Consider the following 22,458-nt stretch of genomic DNA (forward strand, 5'->3'; position numbering starts at 1 on the left):
CGTAGCTCCACTCGGCCCGGTCTTCGCGCCCGGCCAGCCACTGCGCGCCGTGGCGCAAAAGTTCGCCTAAGGTCAGCCCCTCTGGCAGGGCCTCGCGCTGCGCCAGCAAGGCTTTCCAGACGTAGCTCCACTCGGCCCGGTCTTCGCGCCCGGCCAGCCAGGCTCGGGCCAGGATCGCCAGCTCGCTCGCCTGAAAGCAATGAGGAGCTGCCAAGGCGTAAAGATCTTCGAAGACATAAGCCCAGTCGGGGCCATCGCTTTCCGCATGCAAACGGCGCAAGCCGAGAATCAGGACGGGATCGTTTTTCCAGTCTGGAACCTCGTCATTAGGCAGCAGTTTTTTCCAGACGATGTGCCAATCAGGGCGGCGCAAATGTCTTTGCAGCCAATCCAGCCCCATGTCACGCCAATCAGTGCGGCGGCCGGGATCATCTTGCAGGCAGTGTTCCCAAGCAAAAGACCAAGTGGGGTTGGATATCTTCAGTGGATCAGCGAGATGTACTGCAGCCCAGGCAAACAACTCGCCACGCTTCGGGTAACACTTGGCCAGACGGTCCCAGCAACCCGGCCAGAGCTTGTAAGCCGACCCCAGGTAAGCCAGCGCCTTGCCCAGCAAGTCATTTCCCAGCACTCCGGTAATGCAGGGCATAGTCTTAGACCAGCAAGCCAAACTAGTAGCCGCATCTGCCAAACCATCGGCATTGAGCGCCAGTCGCGTATGTTCTCTGGCCCACAACTCGGCGCACTCCTGCGCAAGACGGGGGCGATTCACGATATTCAGTCGTTCGCTTGCCAGCCCTTCGTCGAATGCAGAAAACACGCGTAACAACTGTGAAATCAGGCCCGTATCGTGCTCGGCCAGCGCGCGCTGGAACACCGCCACCAGATCATTGGTGAACGCTTCGGCATTAGCAGGTTTGCGCAATGCACGGTACAGGGCATCGGCTAGGTGCGGATGGGTGAGGCGAATGACTTGCCCTTCCGTGTCAGCCTCCGACAGGCTGAAATCGCCCTCGCTATTGAGAGTGGCCAGCCTTTCGCGGTCCTTATCGCTCAGCCAATGATAGGGCGCACGCAGATAGAGCCGGTTCAGCGCAAGGGGCAGGCCCAGCGCTTCGTCCAGACCATTGAGGCGAACCCGGTTACCAAGCCGCTGTGCGAAGGCCTGCAGATCGCCGTGCGCCAGTTCGACTGCCAGCGAAACGAACAGGCCATCGTCTTCTTGCGAGGCTTGGGAGAAAGCCGGGCCGCGTTGTGAACCTTGCCCCGTTCGCTGGCTGTACCAGGCTTCGATTTCTTCTGCCTCGTCAGCGGCGATGGTTTCGATGGTTTCGAGATGCAGATCAAAACCACGGTAGGTGGCGTCTTCCCGGAAAGATTCGGCGAAATCGGACGGGCCGCAAGTCAGGATCATCGGCCATGCCTGGTGGCCGCGCTCGTCGATGAACTCGCCCAAGCGAACGAGATCGAGCTTGGTACGGGCATCGCGGTCGTAAAGATCGTCGATGGCGATGAAATCTGGCCACCATTCGGCAGGCACATCTGTAAGGGCACGCAGGGCGGGTTCCAGCAGTTCGGCTTGTCCCTTTAGCCAGAGCACGCGCCAACCATCGCTAACAAGTCGCTCAACCGCTTGAAGCATCAGCACGCTCTTGCCGACACCTGAACGACCGCTTAACCAGAAAACGCGCGCTTCGCTCCTAAGATCACGTTGACTGAGATCCTTGCGTTCAATCAGTTTGGGGTACAGGGCACCCAGTCGATGGGGGCGCGGCATGTATTGCTGGTCACGTAACCGCGCCAGCGTGATCTCACGCCCGATCTCCAGCAAGGCGCTGGGATGAGCTGTAAGCAGAAAGTCCGCAGGGGTAAGAAGCTGGCCTGGTAGATCAGGCGTATGACGGGCTTGCGTGAAGCGCTCGCAAATATCGTCACGAATGCGTTGTGCATCCGCCTCTGTCGGTGCGCGACGCAAGGCCCGCTCCAGCGCAAAACGCAGGAAACCGTAAGGGTCCTTCAGCTGCTTCCATGCAGCGACAATCGCACGCCACCACGGATCGGGTTCTATGCGGGGCGACAAAAGTCGCCCTTGCTGAATAAGCGCTTGAATCGTCGGAGCGGTTGCGTGTGTGTCCGGAATATCGCTCCACTGCAACACGGCGTCGCCTTTTGAGGCAACAAGCTCGAACTTCACTTCACTACGTGAACCTGGATATTTTTCTGCCAGAAAGCGGTCGATCGCCACAACTTCGGCTGCTGCGTCCTTGAGCGTTTCACGCGTCAAAGTGCGCTTAACCTGGATGCACACCAATTGGGCATCCTTGGTCTGCTTGGCCAGATCTGAAAGCGCCTCTAGAAAAACTCCGCCCGCTTGATCAAGACTGCGTCCTTGTCCGGCAAGGGATTCAACCAACTCAGCCAGATAGAAGCGCAACTGGTAGTCAAAACCAGCTAAAGCATAAATACCGCCCAGTGCTCTGCGCGGTTTCGCCTGCTCATACGTAGAAAGAATTGAATTCAGTGTTTCCATTGAAATTGGAATGCAGCAGGGCAACGACTCACTTTAACTCGCCATTCATTGTCCCCGACAAAGGAAGTCGAGCGTCCGCTGATGGCCGGCAAGAGCCGTTCAGCAAGGCCTGCCCGAAGAAGCCCGGGCGAAGCGGCTCTCCAGCCACACCCCGCATCCCTGCCCCCAGCTACTACTTGCTGAACACGTACTTCAGCTGCAGCACCACCGCCCCGTCGATATAAGGCTTGATGGTCGGTACCACGTAGCTCTGCAGGGCCAGATGCTCGCCACGCCATTCCAGCGTCGGCATCAGGGTGCCGATCACCGGAGACTGATGGTAGCCGGTCATCAGGCCCCCAGTCAGCCCGGCGCGAAACCCGGCCCCCAGATCCAGCGCGTACCAGTTGGCCAGCGCATAAAAGCTCGCCCGGCGGATGCTGTTCTTGTATACGCCAACGGTCCAGGACACATCCTCACGCCAGTCCTTCTCGTAGCCGATCCCGTAGTTGAATTCGTTGTGGCCCAGATCGCGCTCGAAGTGATAGGAGCCGCCGCCAATATTGACCAGCTCGGCAGCGCCTGCGGTGCTGGCCATGCACAAGGCCGCCAGCGCTGCCATCAGGATGCGTGTCTTCATGTCGTCCTCTCTGAAAGTTAGGGGATTCTAGCGCCGCACTTTGCCCAGTCGTGCAGCCCTGCCCGCTTTTACCTTTTCTGACAGCTTTTTTGGCACAATGTGTGCAGTGCAGCATCCAATTGCGGAGGCGGGACATGAAGCGCGTGGTATTCAACCAGAAGGGCGGCGTCGGCAAATCCACCATCACCTGCAATCTGGCGGCCATCTCGGCGGCACAGGGCTTGCGCACGCTGGTGGTGGACCTCGATCCACAGGGCAATTCCACGCATTATCTGCTCGGCTCTGCCGCAGACGGGGTCGAACCCAATCTGGCCGACCTGTTCGAGCAGACCCTCACGATCCGCTTCGAAAGCCGTGCCACGCTGGACTATGCGCTGCCCACTCCGTTCGAGAATCTGTCGGTCATGGCATCCTCGCCGCGCCTCGAAGAACTGATGGGCAAACTCGAGTCGCGCCACAAGATCTACAAGCTGCGCGATGCGCTGGCCGAACTTGCTGACAGCTTTGATCGCATCTACATCGACACGCCCCCTGCCCTGAATTTCTTCACGCTCTCCGCCCTGATTGCTGCGGATGGCTGCCTGATTCCGTTTGATTGCGACGATTTCTCGCGTCGCGCGCTGTATTCGCTGCTGGAAAACGTGGAGGAAATCCGCGCCGACCATAATCAGGACCTCAGCGTGGATGGCATCGTGGTGAATCAGTTTCAGCCGCGGGCCAGCCTGCCTCAACGCCTGGTGCAGGAGCTGCTGGATGAAGGTTTGCCTATCCTGCCGACCTATCTGTCGGCCTCTGTCAGGATTCGCGAAAGCCACCAGCAGGCCCGCCCGATGATCCATCTGGACGCCCGCCACAAGCTGACGCTGGAATTCATCGCCCTGCACGACCACCTCACCCACTGACGGAGTCGGCCGAAGCAGGCCGGCTTCGGGCTATAATTGCTCCTTTTTTCAGCAGGCTTCATGCGGATTTTCAGGGGCATCCGGGAACACACCAGCGAACCATGCGTGCTGACCATCGGCAATTTTGATGGCGTGCACCTTGGCCACAAGGCGCTGCTCGCCCGCGTCCGCCAGAAAGCCGATGAGATGGGCCTGCCGGCAACGGTGCTGTGCTTCGAGCCGCACCCGCGCGAATTTTTTGCTCCGGATACCGCGCCACCCCGCCTGTGCAGCGTGTGGCGCAAGATGGCCTTGCTGCAGGCGGCAGGCATGGATCAGATCTGCGTGCAGCGCTTTGATGCCGGTTTTGCCAACCTCGACGCGATGGAGTTCGTGGAAAAGGTGCTGGTCGAAGGCATGCAGGTGCGGCACTTGATGATTGGTGACGATTTCCGCTTCGGCCGCGGCCGTGGTGGCGATTTCGAAGCCCTGCAAAAGGCAGGCGAGTATTTCGGTTTCAGTGTGGAGGCGATGTCGACGCTGGAAGTTCAGAACGAACGAGTTTCCAGTTCGGCCGTACGAGAGGCCCTGAAGGCGGGAGAAATCGAGCACGCCACGCGCCTGCTCGGTGAGCCGTTCGTGGTGGAAGGCTGGGTGCAGCATGGCGACAAGATCGGGCGAACGATCAATTTCCCGACCGCCAACATCCGCATGCGCCAGCAGACCCTGCCGTTGTCCGGGATTTTTGCGGTCACCGTGGATGGCGGGCCGCTGAAGAATGCCGTGGGAGCTGCGAGCATTGGCTACCGCCCGACCATCGCCGAAGGGCTGGCCCTGCGCGTCGAGGTGTTCATACTGGATTTTTCCGGCGACCTCTACGGAGAAAGACTGTCGGTACGCTTCTGGCACAAGCTGCGCGACGAGATGAAGTTTGATTCGCTGGACGCCCTGAAAACGGCGATTGGCAAGGATTGTGATGATGTGCGGGCGTGGTTTCCCACGCACCCGGAATACTTGAGCTTGCGAGAACAGAATGGCTGATTACAAACCGACCCTGAACATGCCGGACACCCCTTTCCCTATGCGCGGCGATCTGCCCAAGCGCGAGCCGGGCTGGGTGCAGCAGTGGCAGCAGAAGAAGCTCTACGAGAAGATCCGCAAGGCGAGTGCGGGCAGGCCCCGTTTCGTGCTGCACGACGGCCCGCCCTACGCCAACGGCAACATCCACATCGGCCACGCGCTGAACAAGATCCTCAAGGACATCATCATCCGCTCGAAGACCCTGGCGGGTTTCGACGCGCCCTACGTGCCGGGCTGGGATTGCCACGGCCTGCCGATCGAACACAAGATCGAGGTTACCCACGGCAAGAACCTGCTCGCCGACAAGGTGCGCGAGCTGTGCCGCAGCTACGCCGGTGAGCAGATCGAAGGCCAGAAGAAGGACTTCATCCGTCTGGGCGTGCTCGGCGAATGGGACAACCCGTACAAGACCATGGCCTTCCCGAACGAAGCGGGCGAGATCCGCGCGCTTGGCACCATGGTCAAGAATGGCTGGGTCTTCAAGGGCCTGAAGCCGGTGAACTGGTGTTTCGATTGCGGCTCCGCACTGGCTGAAGCCGAAGTCGAGTACGAGGACAAGAAGTCCGACGCCATCGACGTGGCTTTCACCTGCGCGGCGCCGGATCAGCTCGCCGTAGCCTTCCGCCTGGACAGTCTGCCCAAGCCGGCCGCCGTCGTGATCTGGACCACCACCCCGTGGACCATCCCGGCCAACCAGGCGCTGAACATCCACCCCGAGCACAAGTACGCATTGGTCGATGTCGGTGATCGTCTGCTGGTGCTGGCCGAAGAGCTGGTGAAGGAATGCCTCAAGCGTTACAAGCTGCATGGCGAGGTTATCGGCCTCGCCGAAGGCACGCGCCTGGCTGGCATCACTTTCAAGCATCCGTTCTACGACCGTGTTTCTCCCGTCTATCTCGCCGATTACGTGGGCGTGGATGCCGGTACCGGCATCGTGCACTGCGCGCCGGCTTATGGTGCGGACGACTTCACGATCTGGCGCGCCAACGGCCGCGGCTTCGACGAAATCCTGAATCCGGTGCAGGGTAATGGCGTGTATGTACCGAGCCTCGAATTCTTCGGCGGCCAGTTCATCTGGAAGGCCAACCCGAACATCGTCGCCAAACTCGAAGAAGTCGGCGCCCTGCTCAAGCATGAAGTCATCACCCACAGCTACATGCACTGCTGGCGCCACAAGACGCCGGTGATCTACCGCGCCACCGCGCAGTGGTTCGTCGGCATGGACCACAAGCCTGACAATACGACCAGCCTGCGCGAGCGCGCCCTGCAGGCGGTCGAAGATACCGCCTTCTTCCCTGCCTGGGGCAAGCCGCGCCTGCACGCGATGATCGCCGGTCGTCCGGACTGGTGCATCTCGCGCCAGCGCAACTGGGGCGTGCCGATTCCCTTCTTCCTGCACAAGGAAACGGGCGAGCTGCATCCGCGCACCGTCGAACTGATGGAAGAAGTCGCCCAGCGCGTTGAAAAGGAAGGCATCGAAGCTTGGTTCAAGCTCGACCCAGCCGAGCTGCTCGGCGCAGAAGCGGCGCAATACGACAAGATCAGCGATACGCTGGACGTGTGGTTCGATTCCGGCACCACCCACGCCCATGTGATGCGCGGTTCGCACCCGGACCAGCACGGCTACCCCGCCGATCTGTATCTGGAAGGCTCGGACCAGCACCGCGGCTGGTTCCACTCGTCCTTGCTGACCGGTTGCACCATCGACGGCCGCGCGCCCTACAAGGCGCTCTTGACCCACGGCTTCGTGGTCGACGCGCAGGGCCGCAAGATGAGCAAGTCGCTCGGCAACACCGTGGTGCCACAGGAAGTCACCGACAAGATGGGCGCCGAGATCCTGCGCCTGTGGGCCGCCTCTACCGACTACTCCGGCGAAGTCTCGATCGGCAAGGAAATCCTCGATCGCGTGGTGGAAACCTATCGCCGGGTACGCAACACCTTGCGCTTCCTGCTTGCCAACACCGCCGACTTCAATATCGGGACGGATGCCGTCGCCACCGATCAGCTCTTCGAGATCGACCGCTACGCGCTGGCCCTGACTCATGGTCTCAGCGAAGCGGCCGAAGCAGACTACGCAAAGTACGAGTTCCACCGTGTGGTACAAGCGCTGCAACTGTTCTGCTCGGACGATCTGGGCAGCTTCTACCTCGACATCCTCAAGGATCGCCTCTACACCTCGGCTACCGGCTCGAAGGCCCGTCGTTCAGCGCAGACCGCGCTGTGGCATATCACCCAGACCCTGGTGAAGCTGATGGCGCCGATCCTGTCCTTCACCGCAGAAGAAGCCTGGGCCGTAATGAGTGCCGACGCCGATGACAGCGTGATGCTGCACGCTTTCCACAAGCTGCCATCCCTGGCAAATGAACTGGCGTCCGACGAGGTGCTTGCTTCACGCTGGGCGACGGTCCGCGCCGTGCGTGGCGAAGTGATGAAGGAGATCGAAGCCGTACGCACGGCAGGTCAGGTCGGCTCTTCGTTGCAGGCCGAGGTCACCGTGCATGCCAGCGGAGCGAAATTCGCAGCACTCACCGCACTGGGTGACGACCTGCGCTTCGTGTTCATCACCTCGGCGGTCAGCGTGGTCGAAGTAGCGGCAGAAACTGACGAGAAGATCGTGGTCACCCCGTCGGCTCACCAGAAGTGCGGCCGCTGCTGGCACTACCGTGCCGACGTGGGCCGTAATCCCGAGCATCCGGAACTGTGCGGTCGTTGCGACGACAATCTGCACGGTGCGGGCGAAGCACGGAGTCGCGCATGAAGCGGTTCATCGGCTGGCTCGTGCTGGCAACAGTCGTGATCGGGCTGGATCAGTGGAGCAAGCTCGCCGTGCTGGCTCGCTTTGCCGAATATGAATCCCTGCCGGTCACGGAGTTTTTCAATCTGGTACTGGTCTATAACCCGGGAGCCGCCTTCAGCTTTCTCGCTGACCACGCTGGCTGGCAGCGCTGGTTCTTCGTGATTCTCGCCGTGCTGATCTGCTCCTGGCTGCTGCGCCTGACCTGGCAACACCGCGCGGAAGCCCTGCAGCCCGCCGCGTTTTCGCTGATCGTCGGTGGCGCCATCGGCAATGTGATCGATCGTCTGGTGCATGAACGCGTAGTGGACTTCCTCGACTTTCACCTCGCCGGCTCGCACTGGCCCGCCTTCAACCTGGCGGATTCAGCCATCTGCCTGGGCGTCGGACTGATGATCCTGGCGCAGTGGCAGGAATCCCGGCGCGAGAAACACAACAACGAGAAACAATGATGAACATCCAGCCCCACAGCCTGGTCACCCTGAACGTCCGGATCGCCGACAGCAGTACCGGCACGGTTTTCCACTCCAGCTTCGAAACCACGCCGATGACCCTGCAAATGGGCGCGGGCGAGCTGATGCCCGTCCTCGAAAACCGCCTGATGAACATGAGCGCCGGCGCGCGTGAGACCCTGCAATTTGCCCCTGGCGAAGCCTTTGGCGACTACAGCGATGCGCTGATCGAAAAAGTGGATCGCAAGCATGTGCCGGCAGGCATGGATCTGGCCGTGGACAGCGTATTTTCCTTCCTTGCGCCGGACGGCAGCCGCTACCCCGGACTGGTGCGCGAATTGACCGACGAATACGCCCTGATCGATTTCAACCACCCTCTGGCTGGCAAGGCCGTGAGCGTGGAAGTGGAAATCATCGGAGTCATCTGATCTGCAGGAAACGAACCACTCATGAGCAACTCTGAAATTCTCCTCGCCAACCCTCGCGGCTTCTGTGCCGGGGTTGAACGCGCCATCGAAATCGTCGAACGCGCCATCAAGATTCACGGCGCTCCGATCTATGTGCGCCACGAAGTCGTGCATAACAAGTTTGTGGTCGAAGACCTGCGCGCCAAGGGCGCGGTGTTCATAGAGGATCTGGCCGAGGTTCCGGCGGGTGCCACGCTGGTTTTCTCGGCCCACGGCGTGCCGCAGGATGTACGGCGTGAAGCCGAGGCACGCGGACTGCGTGTATTCGATGCCACCTGCCCACTGGTGACCAAGGTTCACATGGAAGTCGCCAGAATGCGCGATGCTGGCCGCGAAATCGTGATGATCGGCCACAAAGGCCACCCGGAGGTCGAAGGCACCATGGGTCAGGCCGAATCCGGCATGTATCTGGTTGAAACCGTCGAGGACGTAGCCTCTTTGCTGGTGCGTGACGAAAACCAGCTGGCCTATGTCACACAGACCACCCTGTCAGTCGATGATGCCCAGGTCATCGTGGATGCCCTGAAAGCACGCTTTCCGGCCATCGTGGGGCCAAAGAAAGATGACATCTGCTATGCCACCCAGAATCGTCAGGACGCCGTGAAGTTCATGGCCCCGCAGGTGGATCTGGTCATCGTGGTCGGGTCGCAGAACAGTTCAAACTCCAACCGCCTGCGTGAGGTTGCTGCATTGCGCAACGTCCCGGCCTATCTGGTGGATAACGCAGCCAGTCTGGATCCGGCATGGCTGACCGGCAAACGCCGGATCGGCGTAACCGCCGGCGCCTCAGCACCGGAAATTCTGGTCAGCGAGGTCATTACCCGCCTCAAGGAACTCGGGGCAGGCAGCGTGCGCTCGCTGGACGGTGCCATCGAGAACATCACCTTCCCGATTCCGAAGGAACTGCAAGCAGACATCTGAATGCTGCATGGCAACATGTGCGCCAGATCACACAAGTTGTTGATTCTGTCGCACATGAACAAGACGCTGCCCCTTTGGCACTGATATCATCGCGCTTTCATTTCGTACGGCACAGCCATGTTCGGACGCTTTCTGCCCCGCGAGGGCCGTTTTTTTGATTTTTTCAATGCCCATGCCGAGCAGGTCGTTCTGGCTGCCCAGCAACTGGTTGCCCTGATGTCGGCCAGCCCGGAAGACATGCCGGCCATCGTGTCAGCCATCGACGAAATCGAGACCCGCGCCGACAAGATCACCCACGATACGGTCGCTCTGCTGCACACCACCTTCATCACTCCGTTCGACCGTGATGCCATCCATTCTCTGGTCAATGATCTGGACGATATCGTCGACTCGATCCAGGACGTGGCCGAAGGCATCAGCCTGTACAACATCCGTCGCTTGACGCCGGACGCCGTGCAGATGGCCGAACTGACCCTGTCCTGCACCGAGCGGGTCAAGCAGATCGTCAAACTGATCGAGAACATGGATCACGCTGCCGACATCCTGCGGACCTGTCGTGAAATCGAACAGCTGGAATCGGATTGCGATCGCGTGATGCGTTCGGCTCTGGGCCGCGTTTTCCGCGACGAGCGCGAGCCGCTGCAGGTCATCAAGATGAAGGCCATCTACGAAGGTCTGGAAAAAATCTCCGACCACTGTGAGGACGTCAGCAAGATCGTCGAAGGCCTCGTGCTCGAAAACGCCTGACAGACGCCATGGAACAAGTGCAAATCGGTCTGTACGCGGTTGTGGCGCTGGTTGCGCTCGCCCTGTTCTTCGACTTTCTCAATGGTTTTCATGATGCGGCCAACGCCATCGCCACGGTGGTTTCCACCGGCACGCTGAAGCCCAATCAGGCTGTCGCGCTGGCAGCCACCTTCAATTTCATTGCCATCGGCGTTTTCGGTACCCATGTTGCCGCGACAGTCGGCAAAGGTATTGTCGATCCGAGCATCGTTGATCACTACGTGGTGTTTGGCGCCCTGATCGGCGCCATCAGCTGGAACATCATCACCTGGTATTTCGGCATCCCGTCCAGTTCGTCCCACGCGCTGATCGGCGGCATCGTCGGCGCCACGGTGGCAAAGGCCGGTACGGCGCCGCTGATCTGGGCCGGCATCGGCAAGACCGTGGCGTTCATCGTCATCTCGCCACTGCTGGGCATGCTGCTCGGCTCGGTCATGATGCTGATCGTGTCGCACGCGTTCTTCCGTGCCACACCCACCAAGGTAGATCGCTGGTTCCGGCGCTTCCAGATTGTTTCGGCCAGCGCCTACAGCCTTGGACACGGCGGCAATGACGCACAGAAAACCATCGGCATCATCTGGCTGCTGCTGATCACCACGGGCCACATGGGCTCCAATGATCCGCTGCCAAGCTGGGTGATCATCGCCTGCTACTCTGCCATCGGCTTTGGTACGCTCTTCGGTGGCTGGCGCATCGTCAAGACCATGGGGCAAGGCATCACCAAGCTGCGGCCGTACAGTGCGTTCTGTGCCGACAGCGGTGGCGCCTTGACGCTGTATCTCGCCTCCTGGCTGGGGGTTCCGGTTTCGACCACCCACACCATCACCGGTGCGATTGTTGGTGTCGGCTCCTCACGCCGCTTCTCTGCCGTGCGCTGGGGTATTGCCGGCAGCATCGTATGGGCCTGGGTGCTGACCATTCCGTGCAGTGCGCTGATTGCTGCAATTGCGTGGTGGATCGGGCACCAGATCCTCTGAGCCACACCGCACGATCAAAAAAAGGCGCAGTCAAATGACTGCGCCTTTTTTCATTTAACCACCTGCAGAGCCGCACCTGGCGGACCTCTTCAGCATCCATGCCTGAAGAGCGCCATCGCACGCGGCCAGACAGACCCCCATGCTGAAGATCGGCTCTGGAAGCGGCTTTTCAGCCCGCCTGAATTGCGAACATCTTGCCAAAGTGCGTTGAGGAGTCATGCGCCAGTTCCTCAAAACCACCCTCTTCGATGACCTGACCGCGCTCGAACACCACGATCTTGTCAGCCTCCTTCAGTGTGCTGATGCGATGAGCAACGATGATCATCGTGCGTCCTGCCGCGTAATCGCTCATCAGCCCCGCCATCACTTCCTGCTCAGTGGCCGAATCCAGCGCTGAAGTTGCCTCGTCCAGCAGCAGGATCGGCGCGTCACGACAAATCGCCCGGGCGATCCCGACGCGCTGACGCTCGCCCCCGGAGAGTGCATAACCCCGCTCGCCCACCTGCGTATCCAGCCCTTCCGGCAAACGCGCGATCAGGTCTTCCAGACAGGCGATCTCGCAAGCTCGTTGCAGCAAGGCCGGAGTCACCTCGCGCATCATGGTGAGGTTTTCCTTGAGCGAAAAGTTGAACAACTCCGTTTCCTGCAGCACCACCGCCACATTGGGCGTGAGATCTTCATGACGGATCTCGCTGATCGGCGCTTCGCCGATCTTCAGCTCACCCTGCTCAAGGTGATACAAACCCAGCATCAGTTTGATCAGGGTTGATTTGCCAGAACCGGAATGCCCGGCAATACCGACGATCTGCCCACGCCGGATTTCCAGCGACAGCGGCCCGACCGCCGGTTTGTCGCCATAGCGGAACACGGCATCGTGCAGGCGGATCGCATCCCACTCGGCCGGAAACCTGCGCTTGCCCTGGGACAGGGTGTTCTTGCCCCAGAAGATCGACATCATCCGGCCCAGATTGGACTTGCGTTCGATCATCAGCTGAATGCGGTCCGTGAACTCGATCGAGGACTCGCGCAGACGATCAAAGTACGCGGCATAGGTCAGGAAGAAGCCGGGCAGCAGATGATCGTGCATCACCATGAGTCCGATCACGATCAGGAAGAAACCCCAGGAGAGGGCGTTGTGAATCTGGAAACACATCCACTTCGTGTTCGACAGCCGCAGACGCTCGTAGGAAAGCGTGCGCGCCAGCTCCTCGCGCTGGGCAATATTGCTGGTCATGCTGCCCGCCGCGCCCATGGCCTTCACGGCAAGAATGTTCGATGCGCTTTCGACGAAACTGCCACTGGCATTTTCCATCGACTTGTTGATGCGGTCCGAGAGCTTCGAGATGCGGTAGTCGAAGTAGAGCTCGATGCTCATCAGCACGCCAAGAAAATACGCAAAGAACAGGATGAAGGCCGGATGCAGGAACATGCAGGCCACCAGCGAGCCGATGAAAGCGGCCAGTGCCGAGGCCAGACTGTTGACCATGTCGCCGGTCCACTCACGCACAGACTCGGAACCGGTCAGGATGCGCTGGGCCTTGTTGCCGGTGCTCTCCTGCTGGTGCCAGGCCAGCGAGTAGTCGAGCAGACGTTCAAAACCCCAGACCTTGGCCCGATAACGCGCGTTCAGGCTGATGCCGCCAAGCATGCGTTTGCTCGACAAACGCACCATCGACACCAGCGCATGACTGCCGGCAAGGATGCCGACCAGCCACAAAAGCTGATCCACAGCGGGCTTGGCTGCTGCATCCGCCTTGACGTAAGCGATCAGGAAATTGGCTATCAGCCCGATCAGGTAAGGCGGCACCATGGTGTAAAACATGACCGCCAGCAGCACGAACAGGAAAAACAGGTAACGCCAGCGCTCTTCAGCCAGGAAGTACCACAGCGCCCGAGGCAGATCGACAAAACGGAATAGTTCGGAATCCGGCCTTTCGGTATTTTTCATGCGGGTCTCCTGGCTGCACCCACAAATTATACGCCGATGCTGCCGTGCACAAACCAACGATCCCATTTGTCATTATCTGATCTGTCGCATCCTTGCGTCTCGACAAGCTTGACCGTCGCCCCGGCGACACTGCACCATCGCGCATCTTTTGCCGCATTCGCCCACCCAGACCGGTGCACGTCGCCATGTTCCAGAGCCTTCTCAAACCGCGATTCCTGAAGAATTATCTGAGCACGATGCTTTTCATCGTCTGGGGCTGGTACATCTGCTTCCATGTGTCCAGCTGGCATCAGGGCATGCTGGGCAATTCACTGCGCATGCCGATCTTCAACTCCACACGGGATTTTCTGGTCGAAAACCTCATCGGCCCTTTTCACGACTGGATCGTCAGCGCTGTTCCGGCAAGCCTCCTGAACCACATTCCCGATCCCCTCGCCGGCATCATCACCGATGCGGCACTGGGCCAGACCGTGACGCTCACCGCCCCGTTCCTGTTCAAGATACTGGTCCTGGTTTACGCCGTACTGCTGGTCCGTTTCTATCTCAAGTATCCATGGCTGCACGCCAAGGCCATGATCTTCGTGCGCGGTCTGTGGCTCGGACTTTCGCGCGACCCGGAGAAAGTCCGCTACGGAAAGAAGAAACGCCAGTTCGCTCCCAAGACCAAAATCAGCAAGCAGACCAAACAGGCCGGACTGGCCTTGCTGCTCAAGTTTTTCTTCGCCCCGCTGATGATCAACTGGTGCCTGGGTCACGTTGCCGACATGGCCAACAGCTCCAGCAATGTGTGGATCGACGGAATCATCGGCAACATGAGTGGCCGCATCCTCTTTGACCAGCACCTGTTCTGGGCTCTCTTCCAGGCCATCCTGTTCATCGACACCCTGTTGTTCACACTGGGCTACATCATCGAAACCCCAGCCTTGAAAAACCGCATCGTTTCGGTCGAACCGACCTTCCTCGGCTGGTTTTTCTGCCTGGCCTGCTACCCGAAATTCAACGAGGCGACCAGCCTGTTCCTTGACTGGAACAGCACGGATTTCCCGAGTTTCGACAATGACACGATTCACCTTCTGATGAATTGCAGCATCCTGCTGCTGATGGGCATCTACTCCTGGGCCTCGGTCGCGCTGGGCTTCCGCGCCAGCAACCTGACCAATCGCGGCATTGTCACCACCGGCCCCTACCGCTTCATCCGCCACCCGGCCTATGTCGCCAAGAACACCGCCTGGTGGATCGGCTCCATCCCGTTCATCTATCTGGGCTTCTCCCACAGCTTCAAGGAAGGCATGTGGGTCCTGTTCTGTCGATGTGCCTGGAGTTTCATCTATGCCATGCGCGCGATCACCGAGGAACGCCACCTGCGTCTGGCCAACAACGGCTATGACGAATACGCCCGCAAGGTCCGCTGGCGCTTCATCCCGGGCCTGATCTGAACCGTTCCTCCGGTGGCTTTGCAGGCTACCGGACAGGCTGTCACACTCCTTCGGGAATGCCGGTTTTTGTTGTCGACCGTGATGCTATTCACGCCCGCCACACTTTGCGACAAATCGGCGGGCTGTCTGGCGTGTCATTTGCGCCCAAGCCTTGTAAAGTAAGGCTTCCGATGGAGAGCCAGCAGCCATGCCCTATATCCGCCGATCCGCCGCGGGCGCTATCGTCGCCCTCCTTAACGATTCCAATACCGATGCACAGGAGTTTCTGCCTGCGACAGATCCCGAGGTCTGTGACTTTCTCGGCCTGCCCGCCGTGAACAATTTCGTCGGACTGGATGCAGATTTCATCCGCGTCATGGAAGATCTGATCGACGTCATGCTCGACAAAGGCCTGCTGCGGCTGACAGATCTGCCCCCGCAGGCCCAACGCAAACTGCTGGCCCGCAAAGACATGCGCCGACAGATGACGGGAGCCCTCGATCTGCTTGGAGGCGAAGATGTCATCTGACCCCGCCCAGCCCGGCAACTGGCGTGTCAGCAGCCAAGCCACTCATATCGATCCACTGCTGGAGTGCCTCGTTCATCTCACCCGGCTTCATGGCAACCCGTGGACGGCTGAGGCGCTGGGTGCAGGGCTGCCCCGCGTCGAACACCTTTTGCCGCCTTCACAACTGGTACGTGCTGCCAGCCGTGCCGGTCTTTCCGCTCGTCTGCTGCGCAAATCCCTGGCAGAAATCCCGGCCAGAGCCCTGCCCGCCATCCTGCTGTTGCGGGACAAACGCGCCTGTCTGCTGCAGGAGCGCCTGCCGGACGGAACGCTGCGCATCAGCACGCCGGAAATGCCGGACACTGTCACGAACATCGCTCCCGCTGATCTGGCGAAGGACTACACGGGAATAGTGGCTGTCGTCCAACCCAAGTTCCGCTTCGATGCACGCACCCAGACTACACAGCGTATCCGCAGCCAGGACTGGTTCTGGAGCGCGATTATCGGCAACTGGCGGCTATACCGCGACACCCTGGTCGCCGCGCTGCTGGTAAACATATTTGCCCTGGCCATCCCGCTGTACTCGATGAACGTGTATGACCGGGTCGTGCCGAATCACGCCATCGAAACCCTGTGGGTACTGTCGATCGGCGCACTGCTTATCCTCGGCTTCGATTTCATGCTGCGCACCATCCGCGCCTTCATCATCGACACGGCCAGCAAACGCGTCGATGTCACCCTGTCAGCACGCATCATGGAGCGCGTGCTGGGGGTCAAACTCTCCTCGCGCCCGCTTTCCGTCGGCTCTTTTGCTGCCAACCTGCGTGCCTTTGAAGGCGTTCGTGATTTCATCGCCTCGGCCACGGTCACCGCACTGATCGATCTGCCCTTCGTCCTGATATTCCTGCTGGTCCTGCTGTGGATTTCGCCCTGGATGATCCTGCCGGCACTGGTCGGCATGGTGCTGGTGATCGGCGTGGCGCTGTTCACCCAGGGCAAGATGCACGAGCTGACCGAAACCACTTACCGCGCCTCTGCCCAGCGCAATGCAGTGCTCATTGAAAGCCTGGTCGGGCTGGAGACCATCAAGACGCTAGGAGCCGAAGGGGATATCCAGCGGCGCTGGGAACGCGCAACCCTGTTCATTGCCCAGGTCAGTGCCCGCACGCGCCTGCTCTCGTCATCGACGATGAATTTCGCGCAGACGATCCAGCAGGCCGTGAATATCTGCACGATCATCCTCGGCGTCTATCTGCTCACCGACAACCAGATTTCGATGGGGGCCATCATCGCCGCCAGCATGATCTCCGGCCGGGCACTGGCTCCGCTGGGTCAGGTCGCCGGGCTGATGATGCAGTTCCAGCACGCCCGCACCGGTCTGAATTCGATCAATCAGCAGATGCAGCTACCCGTCGAACGGCCAGAGGAAAGCAGCTTCCTGCATCGCGCGCACTTCCGTGGCGAAATCGAATTCAAGGACGTCAGCTTCGCCTATCCGCACACGGACCAGAAAGTTCTGCGCAAGGTCTCGTTCAAACTGCGGGCTGGCGAAAAGGTCGGCATCATCGGCCGGATCGGCTCGGGCAAGACCACCCTTGAAAAGCTCATCCTCGGCCTGCATGAGCCCAGCGAGGGTTCCGTCCTGATTGACGGCGTGGATGCCCGCCAGATCGACCCGGCGGAACTGCGCCGTGCCATCGGCTTCGTGCCACAGGACATCACGCTGTTTTTCGGCACGCTCAAACAGAATATCGCCATGGGCTCGCCGCTGGCAGACGACGCATCGATCCTGACGGCAGCAGAGCTGGCTGGCGTGGCCGAGTTTGCCAACGCACATCCACAAGGTTTCGACATGCCCATTGGCGAGCGTGGCGAATCTTTGTCCGGCGGTCAGCGTCAGGCCGTAGCGATCGCCCGGGCTCTGCTCAACGCGCCTCCCATGCTGATTCTGGACGAGCCGACCAGCAGCATGGATCACCAGAGCGAGGAGCAGTTCAAGCGGCGTTTGCGCGATTTTTCGGCCAACAAGACCCTGCTGATCGTGACCCACCGCACTTCGCTACTGGAACTGGTTGACCGTCTGATCGTGATTGACGGCGGCAGCATCGTCGCAGACGGGCCCAAGGCCCAGGTGGTTGAAGCCCTGCAGCACGGCCGCATCGGAAAGGCAAACTGACATGAGCCCGTTTGCCAGACTATCCGCCTTGTACGACTGTGTGATGAATTACGCCGAGCGCCACGAGATCCACGAGGAAACCGATTTCATCGCGGACGCGGACTGGGCCATCGGCGAGCAACGCCCGCGTGGCGCCCGTGCGGCATTGTGGACCACGGGCGCGGCCCTGACCGGCATGCTCGTCTGGGCAGCCTTTGCGCAGCTGGACGAAGTCACCAAGGGAGAAGGCAAGGTCATCCCTTCTCGCCAGATCCAGGTCATCCAGAGTCTGGATGGCGGCATCGTCTCGGAAATTCTCGTGCAGGAGGGACAACAGGTCCAGACCGGACAGCTGTTGCTGAAGATCGACCCGACGCGCTTTGTCTCGAATCTGAAGGAAAACCGCTCGGAGTATCTTTCCCTGCTAGCCAAAGCCGAACGGCTGGAAGCTCTCGCCAGCGGCAAAGTATTCATTGCACCGCCCGAAGTACTGACCGAAGCACCCGAGATTGCCGAGCAGGAGCGAGCCCTGTTCGAGTCTGCCCGGGCAGAACTGAACGCCAGTATCGGGATTGCCCAGCAGCAACTGACGCAGCGCGGGCAGGAACTCAAGGAGGTTCGCGCACGTCGTGAAACGGCCCTGCAGGGCTACGACCTCACCAATCAGGAGCTGGAGAAGACCCGTCCGCTGGCTCGCACGGGGGCCATTTCCGAGGTCGAACTCCTGCGTCTGGAGCGCGAGGTTTCACGCTACAAGGGCGAGCGCGACATGAGTGCAGCACAGATCACGCGCATTGAATCCGCTATCAGCGAAGCCCAGCGCAAGATTCAGGAAGTCGAACTATCCATCCGCAACAAGGCGCGCAACGAGCTTTCCGAGGTCAACAACCGGCTCGGGCGCCTGACCGAAGGAAGCGTTGCACTGGCGGATCGGGTCAAACAATCCGAGATCCGCTCGCCCGTGAATGGCACCGTCAAACGCCTGCAGGTCAACACGGTCGGAGGTGTAGTACTCCCTGCCAAGGACATCATCGAGATTGTCCCTGGCGACGACGCCCTGCTGCTTGAAGCCAAGGTCCAGCCACGCGACATTGCTTTCCTGCATCCGGGCCAGAAGGCCCTGGTCAAATTCACGGCCTACGATTTCTCGGTTTATGGCGGGCTCGAAGGCACGCTGGAAAACATCAGTGCGGATTCGATTACCGACGAAAAAGGCAACGCCTTCTATCTCGTCAAGGTTCGCACCACGCACCCCACGATTGGTGACAACAAGATGCCGATCATCCCCGGCATGACAGCAGAGGTCGACATCCTGACAGGCAAGAAAAGCATCCTCTCCTATCTGGTCAAACCGGTGCTGCGAGCGCATGCCAGTGCGCTGCGAGAACGTTGATTCATGAGCCGTCACGCATTCTCGATCCTGACTGATGATGAGGCCCTGTTCTCGCGCTTCCGTACGCTCGCCAGCAGCAGCACGATCCACCGCCTGCAAGGCTGCAAGGCCATTGATGAACTGCCCGCGCATGGCCTGATCGTGCTGGACACCTCAGGCCACGATCTGCGTTCGCAGCCCGAACCATTCTGGCAGCGCTGTTGCCAGCAGCACCGCATCGTGGTTGTCAGCAGCACCCCCAGCGACGACGAAGGTCTTGCCTGGCTGGAACTTGGCGCCGCCGGCTATTGCCACGCCTATGCGGCAGAGGAAACCTTGCAGCAAGTGCTCGAAGTCGTGGCGGGTGGGGAAGTCTGGGTGGGCCGCAGCCTGATGACCCGTCTGCTCAAAGGCATCGGCGCGCATCGAAGCCAGTCCTCCCGCAGCTGGACCGAAGCCCTGACCGAGCGGGAGCGGGAAGTTGCACGGAGGGCCGCCGATGCCGAGTCCAACCTTGTCATCGCGCAAGCACTCGGCATCACCGAGCGCACCGTCAAATCCCATCTCACCGCAATTTTCGAAAAACTCGGCATCAGCGACCGACTGCAGCTCGCGCTCAAGGTTCACGGCATCCGCTGAAGACATTCAGCACGCTCAAGGCAGCTCGTGGCGCTGGTAATGTCATTCAAGATCACCTCCTGAAAAGGCGCACACCACGGCCATCTCCAGCAATGCATGCTGAAGAAGCAGGTCACACGCCACTCTTCAGGCATGCTTGCTGAAAATGCATGCCAGACACAGCTCTCAGGCCACCATCCCTGTCTAACACAACAATCCCGGGCTACGACGCCCTGTTTTCGTGACGTGTAACACACTGCAACATCCATCTAGTACCTGAGTACGATACGGCGCGACGTGTCCGACCGTAGAGTTCATGGTATTGCTCCAGACTCGACCGAAAATCCAATATGGCCACCACCACTCCCTCCGCTAATACCGCCAATATCGTCCGCATTGAAGGCAAAGCCTACGTCCGGGCCGCACAGGGAGAACTGATAGCCCTCAAGGCAGGCGACCACGTTGAGCAAGGACAAGAGGTCACCATAGATCCACAGGGGCACATGTTCCTGCAGCTGGCAAACGGCCAGACCCTGGATCTCGGCGGCGGTCGCACCATCAGCGCCACGGAAGAACTGCTCGGTCAGGTCATAGTTGATCGCAGCGAGGCAGCCATCCGGCCGGGATTTTCCGCAGAAATCCAGAGCGTCATCGCCGCGCTGGACGCGGGTCAGGACCCACTCGCCAATCTGGAAGCCCCGGGAGCAGGCCTTACGGCCGGCGACGCAGCAGAAGGCGGCCACAGCTTCGTCCGCTTGCTGCGTATTGTCGAAGAAGTCACCCCGCTCAACTATCAGTTCAGCTCCCAGGCTGCAGAAACTCCCGTCGAATTCCCTGCCAACGCTGCTATCGAGCCTCTGCAGAGCGCAGACGAACCGGCCGTCGTCACGCCACTCACGCCCGCGACGCCAAGCGGCCCGGTCCTGAGTGTATCGAGCGCAAGCGCGGTCGAAGGTAGCCCAGCAGTGTTCACGGTGAGCCTGTCCAGCCCGAGCACGAGTGCCACAATCTTCACGCCGAGCCTGGCCTCGGGAGCAGGTCTGGGCGGTGCTACCGTGGGTGTCGACACGACCACGGCACTGGAGTACTACAACGGCACCAGCTGGGTTCCAGTCGGCACCGGCGGCGTCACGATCGCAGCCGGAGAGACCTCGGTGCAGATCCGCGTCGCCACGATCGATGACGAAATACAGGAAGGGTCGGAAACCTTCACGCTCAACGCCAGTATCACCAGCGGGACCACCACCAGCGGACTTTCCGCCGGCGCCAGTGCCAGCGGAACAGCGACAATCACCGATGACGTGGGCCCAGGCCTGCCCGGCGTGCCGGATGCGGCCGACACCACACATCTTAGTCTCTCGGCCGCGGGATCGGCTGCCGAAGGAGGGCAGATCACCTACACCGCGACCCTCACGAATCCGGCCACATCCCCCCTGACCGTCACACTGTCCAATGGCAGTCAGATCATGATTGCAGCCGGTCAGACAGTTGGCACGGTTTCAGTCCCGGCCCCCGCGGACAATGTTTATGCAGACGCCGGCACAGTTTCGGCCACGATCTCCGGCACATCCGGCGGTAATTTCGAGCATCTCGTGGTCAATCCGGCTCCAGCCCTCACCGCGATCAACGATACGATCGACACCACCACCGCCACCCTCACCGCCACCCCCAGCGTGGCCGAGGGCGGCTCGATCACCTATACCGTCGCGCTCTCCAGCCCGGTCACCGGGACTCCGGTCACCGTCGCGCTCTCCAACGGTCAGTCCGTCACCATCCCGGTCGGCGACTCCAGCGCCAGCATCACCGCCACCGCACCCGACAATGCCTACACCGGCGGCGGCTCGGTCTCGACCTCCATCACCAGCGCCACCGGCGGCAACTTCGAGTCGCTGGTGGCCAGCGCCACCCCGGCCGTGACCACCGTGACCGATGACGCGGATGCGACCACCGTCACCCTCACCGCTTCGAGTGCGTCCGTTGTCGAAGGCGGCTCGGTCGTCTACACCGCCACCGTCAGCAACCCGGTCACCGGCGCTCCGCTGGTGATCTCCCTCTCCAACGGGCAGTCCATCACCATTCCGGTGGGCAGCTCTTCGGCCTCCAGCCCGGCCTTTGCCGTGCGCGCCGATGATGTCCATGCCCAGGGCGATCAGACCCTGGCCGTGTCGATCACCGGCTCCTCGGGTGGCCACTACGAGGCCCTGACCACGACCTCCACGGTCTCGACCACCGTCTCGGATGATGCGGACATCACCACCGTCTCCCTCACCGGTGAGACCAGCGTCACCGAGGGCCACTCCGCCACCTACACCGTGGCGCTCACCAGCCCGGCCCAGAGTGCCGTCACCGTGACCCTGGCCTACAGCGGCACCGCCGCCAATGGCACGGATTTCACCGGCACCACCACCGTCACCATCCCGGCCGGCGCAAGCTCTGCGGCGTTCTCCATCCCGGCCTTGGCCGATGGCTCGGTCGAGGGCACCGAGGCCTTCACCGTCTCGGTCGTCTCCGCGGCAGGCGGAGGTTTTGAGGGGCTGGCAGTGTCGGGGACGGCCAACGCGGTCACCACCCAGATCGCCGACGCCGACACAGCCACCGTCTCGCTCTCGGCCACCAGCGCCATCACCGAGGCCGGCGGCACCATCGTCTATACCGCCACCATCAGCTCGGCCCCCGTCTCCGCGCTGACCGTCACCCTCGACAATGGCCAGTCCATCACCATCGCCGCAGGCGCCACCACCGGAACGGTCAGCGTCCCGGTCGCCGCCTCCGAGGATGTGTATCTGGACGCCTCCAGCGTGAGTGCCGCCATCACCGCCGTCTCCGGCGGGGGGATCAACGCCAGCTTCAATCCGGCTCCAGCCCTCACCGCGATCAACGATACGATCGACACCACCACCGCCACCCTCACCGCCACCCCCAGCGTGGCCGAGGG

At 60.8% G+C, this 22,458-nt stretch carries 17 protein-coding genes; 14 read left to right on the forward strand and 3 right to left on the reverse strand.

All coding sequences use genetic code 11. The features are described 5' to 3' along the window. Together Q9Q94_RS17920 and Q9Q94_RS17925 are read right to left on the reverse strand one after the other, a co-directional pair. Window positions 1-2,530 (reverse strand): hypothetical protein (locus Q9Q94_RS17920; RefSeq protein WP_305981503.1); only part of this gene is annotated, 2,530 nt, incomplete at its 3' end. Window positions 2,531-2,702: 172 nt separating this feature from the next. Then, window positions 2,703-3,149: a hypothetical protein gene (locus Q9Q94_RS17925; protein WP_305981504.1), complete on the reverse strand. Its 447-nt coding sequence runs from the start codon at window positions 3,147-3,149 to the stop codon at window positions 2,703-2,705. Window positions 3,150-3,283: 134 nt separating this feature from the next. Between Q9Q94_RS17925 and Q9Q94_RS17930 the strand changes: the two genes are divergently transcribed. The 8 genes from Q9Q94_RS17930 (at window position 3,284) to Q9Q94_RS17965 (ending at window position 11,507) form a co-directional block, all read left to right on the forward strand. After that, window positions 3,284-4,051 carry a ParA family protein gene (locus Q9Q94_RS17930; protein ID WP_305981505.1) on the forward strand — a complete coding sequence of 256 codons (768 nt, stop codon included), beginning with the start codon at window positions 3,284-3,286 and terminating at the stop codon, window positions 4,049-4,051. Window positions 4,052-4,111: 60 nt separating this feature from the next. Beyond that, entirely contained in the window at window positions 4,112-5,071 is a 960-nt protein-coding gene (locus Q9Q94_RS17935; RefSeq protein ID WP_305981506.1) for a bifunctional riboflavin kinase/FAD synthetase, read from the forward strand. Further along, window positions 5,064-7,868: an isoleucine--tRNA ligase gene (gene ileS / locus Q9Q94_RS17940; RefSeq protein ID WP_305981507.1), complete on the forward strand. Its 2,805-nt coding sequence runs from the start codon at window positions 5,064-5,066 to the stop codon at window positions 7,866-7,868. Before Q9Q94_RS17935 ends, ileS begins: the two co-directional genes overlap by 8 nt. Further along, window positions 7,865-8,356 carry a signal peptidase II gene (gene lspA, locus Q9Q94_RS17945; protein ID WP_305981508.1) on the forward strand — a complete coding sequence of 164 codons (492 nt, stop codon included), beginning with the start codon at window positions 7,865-7,867 and terminating at the stop codon, window positions 8,354-8,356. Before ileS ends, lspA begins: the two co-directional genes overlap by 4 nt. Beyond that, window positions 8,353-8,784: a peptidylprolyl isomerase gene (locus Q9Q94_RS17950; protein WP_305981509.1), complete on the forward strand. Its 432-nt coding sequence runs from the start codon at window positions 8,353-8,355 to the stop codon at window positions 8,782-8,784. The genes lspA and Q9Q94_RS17950 overlap by 4 nt, the downstream gene beginning before the upstream one ends. Before the next feature lie 21 nt (window positions 8,785-8,805). After that, complete coding sequence (gene ispH / locus Q9Q94_RS17955; RefSeq protein WP_305981510.1) at window positions 8,806-9,744, forward strand: 4-hydroxy-3-methylbut-2-enyl diphosphate reductase; 939 nt, start codon at window positions 8,806-8,808, stop codon at window positions 9,742-9,744. Between the two features lie 117 nt (window positions 9,745-9,861). After that, window positions 9,862-10,491 carry a DUF47 domain-containing protein gene (locus Q9Q94_RS17960; RefSeq protein ID WP_305981511.1) on the forward strand — a complete coding sequence of 210 codons (630 nt, stop codon included), beginning with the start codon at window positions 9,862-9,864 and terminating at the stop codon, window positions 10,489-10,491. Between the two features lie 8 nt (window positions 10,492-10,499). Beyond that, window positions 10,500-11,507: an inorganic phosphate transporter gene (locus Q9Q94_RS17965; protein ID WP_305981512.1), complete on the forward strand. Its 1,008-nt coding sequence runs from the start codon at window positions 10,500-10,502 to the stop codon at window positions 11,505-11,507. A gap of 169 nt (window positions 11,508-11,676) precedes the next feature. Here Q9Q94_RS17965 and Q9Q94_RS17970 read toward each other — a convergent pair whose 3' ends face one another. Further along, entirely contained in the window at window positions 11,677-13,455 is a 1,779-nt protein-coding gene (locus Q9Q94_RS17970; RefSeq protein ID WP_305981513.1) for an ABC transporter ATP-binding protein, read from the reverse strand. 185 nt (window positions 13,456-13,640) lie between these two features. Between Q9Q94_RS17970 and Q9Q94_RS17975 the strand changes: the two genes are divergently transcribed. From Q9Q94_RS17975 to Q9Q94_RS18000, 6 genes are all read left to right on the forward strand, one after another. Next, window positions 13,641-14,891 (forward strand): isoprenylcysteine carboxylmethyltransferase family protein, encoded by a 1,251-nt coding sequence (locus Q9Q94_RS17975; protein WP_305981514.1) that lies wholly within the window; start codon window positions 13,641-13,643, stop codon window positions 14,889-14,891. Window positions 14,892-15,078: 187 nt separating this feature from the next. Continuing rightward, window positions 15,079-15,399, forward strand: a complete 321-nt coding sequence (locus Q9Q94_RS17980; RefSeq protein ID WP_305981515.1) for a hypothetical protein — start codon at window positions 15,079-15,081, stop codon at window positions 15,397-15,399. Further along, window positions 15,389-17,554, forward strand: coding sequence for a type I secretion system permease/ATPase (locus Q9Q94_RS17985; protein ID WP_305981516.1), 2,166 nt, complete (start codon window positions 15,389-15,391; stop codon window positions 17,552-17,554). The genes Q9Q94_RS17980 and Q9Q94_RS17985 overlap by 11 nt, the downstream gene beginning before the upstream one ends. Window position 17,555: 1 nt before the next feature. Further along, window positions 17,556-18,926 (forward strand): HlyD family type I secretion periplasmic adaptor subunit, encoded by a 1,371-nt coding sequence (locus Q9Q94_RS17990; RefSeq protein WP_305981517.1) that lies wholly within the window; start codon window positions 17,556-17,558, stop codon window positions 18,924-18,926. Between the two features lie 3 nt (window positions 18,927-18,929). After that, window positions 18,930-19,544, forward strand: a complete 615-nt coding sequence (locus Q9Q94_RS17995; RefSeq protein ID WP_305981518.1) for a response regulator transcription factor — start codon at window positions 18,930-18,932, stop codon at window positions 19,542-19,544. Window positions 19,545-19,873: 329 nt separating this feature from the next. Further along, a partial coding sequence (locus Q9Q94_RS18000) for a retention module-containing protein (RefSeq protein ID WP_305981519.1) occupies window positions 19,874-22,458 on the forward strand: 2,585 nt, incomplete at its 3' end.

The organism is Uliginosibacterium sp. 31-16 (genome assembly GCF_030730865.1).
Taxonomy (GTDB): domain Bacteria; phylum Pseudomonadota; class Gammaproteobacteria; order Burkholderiales; family Rhodocyclaceae; genus Uliginosibacterium.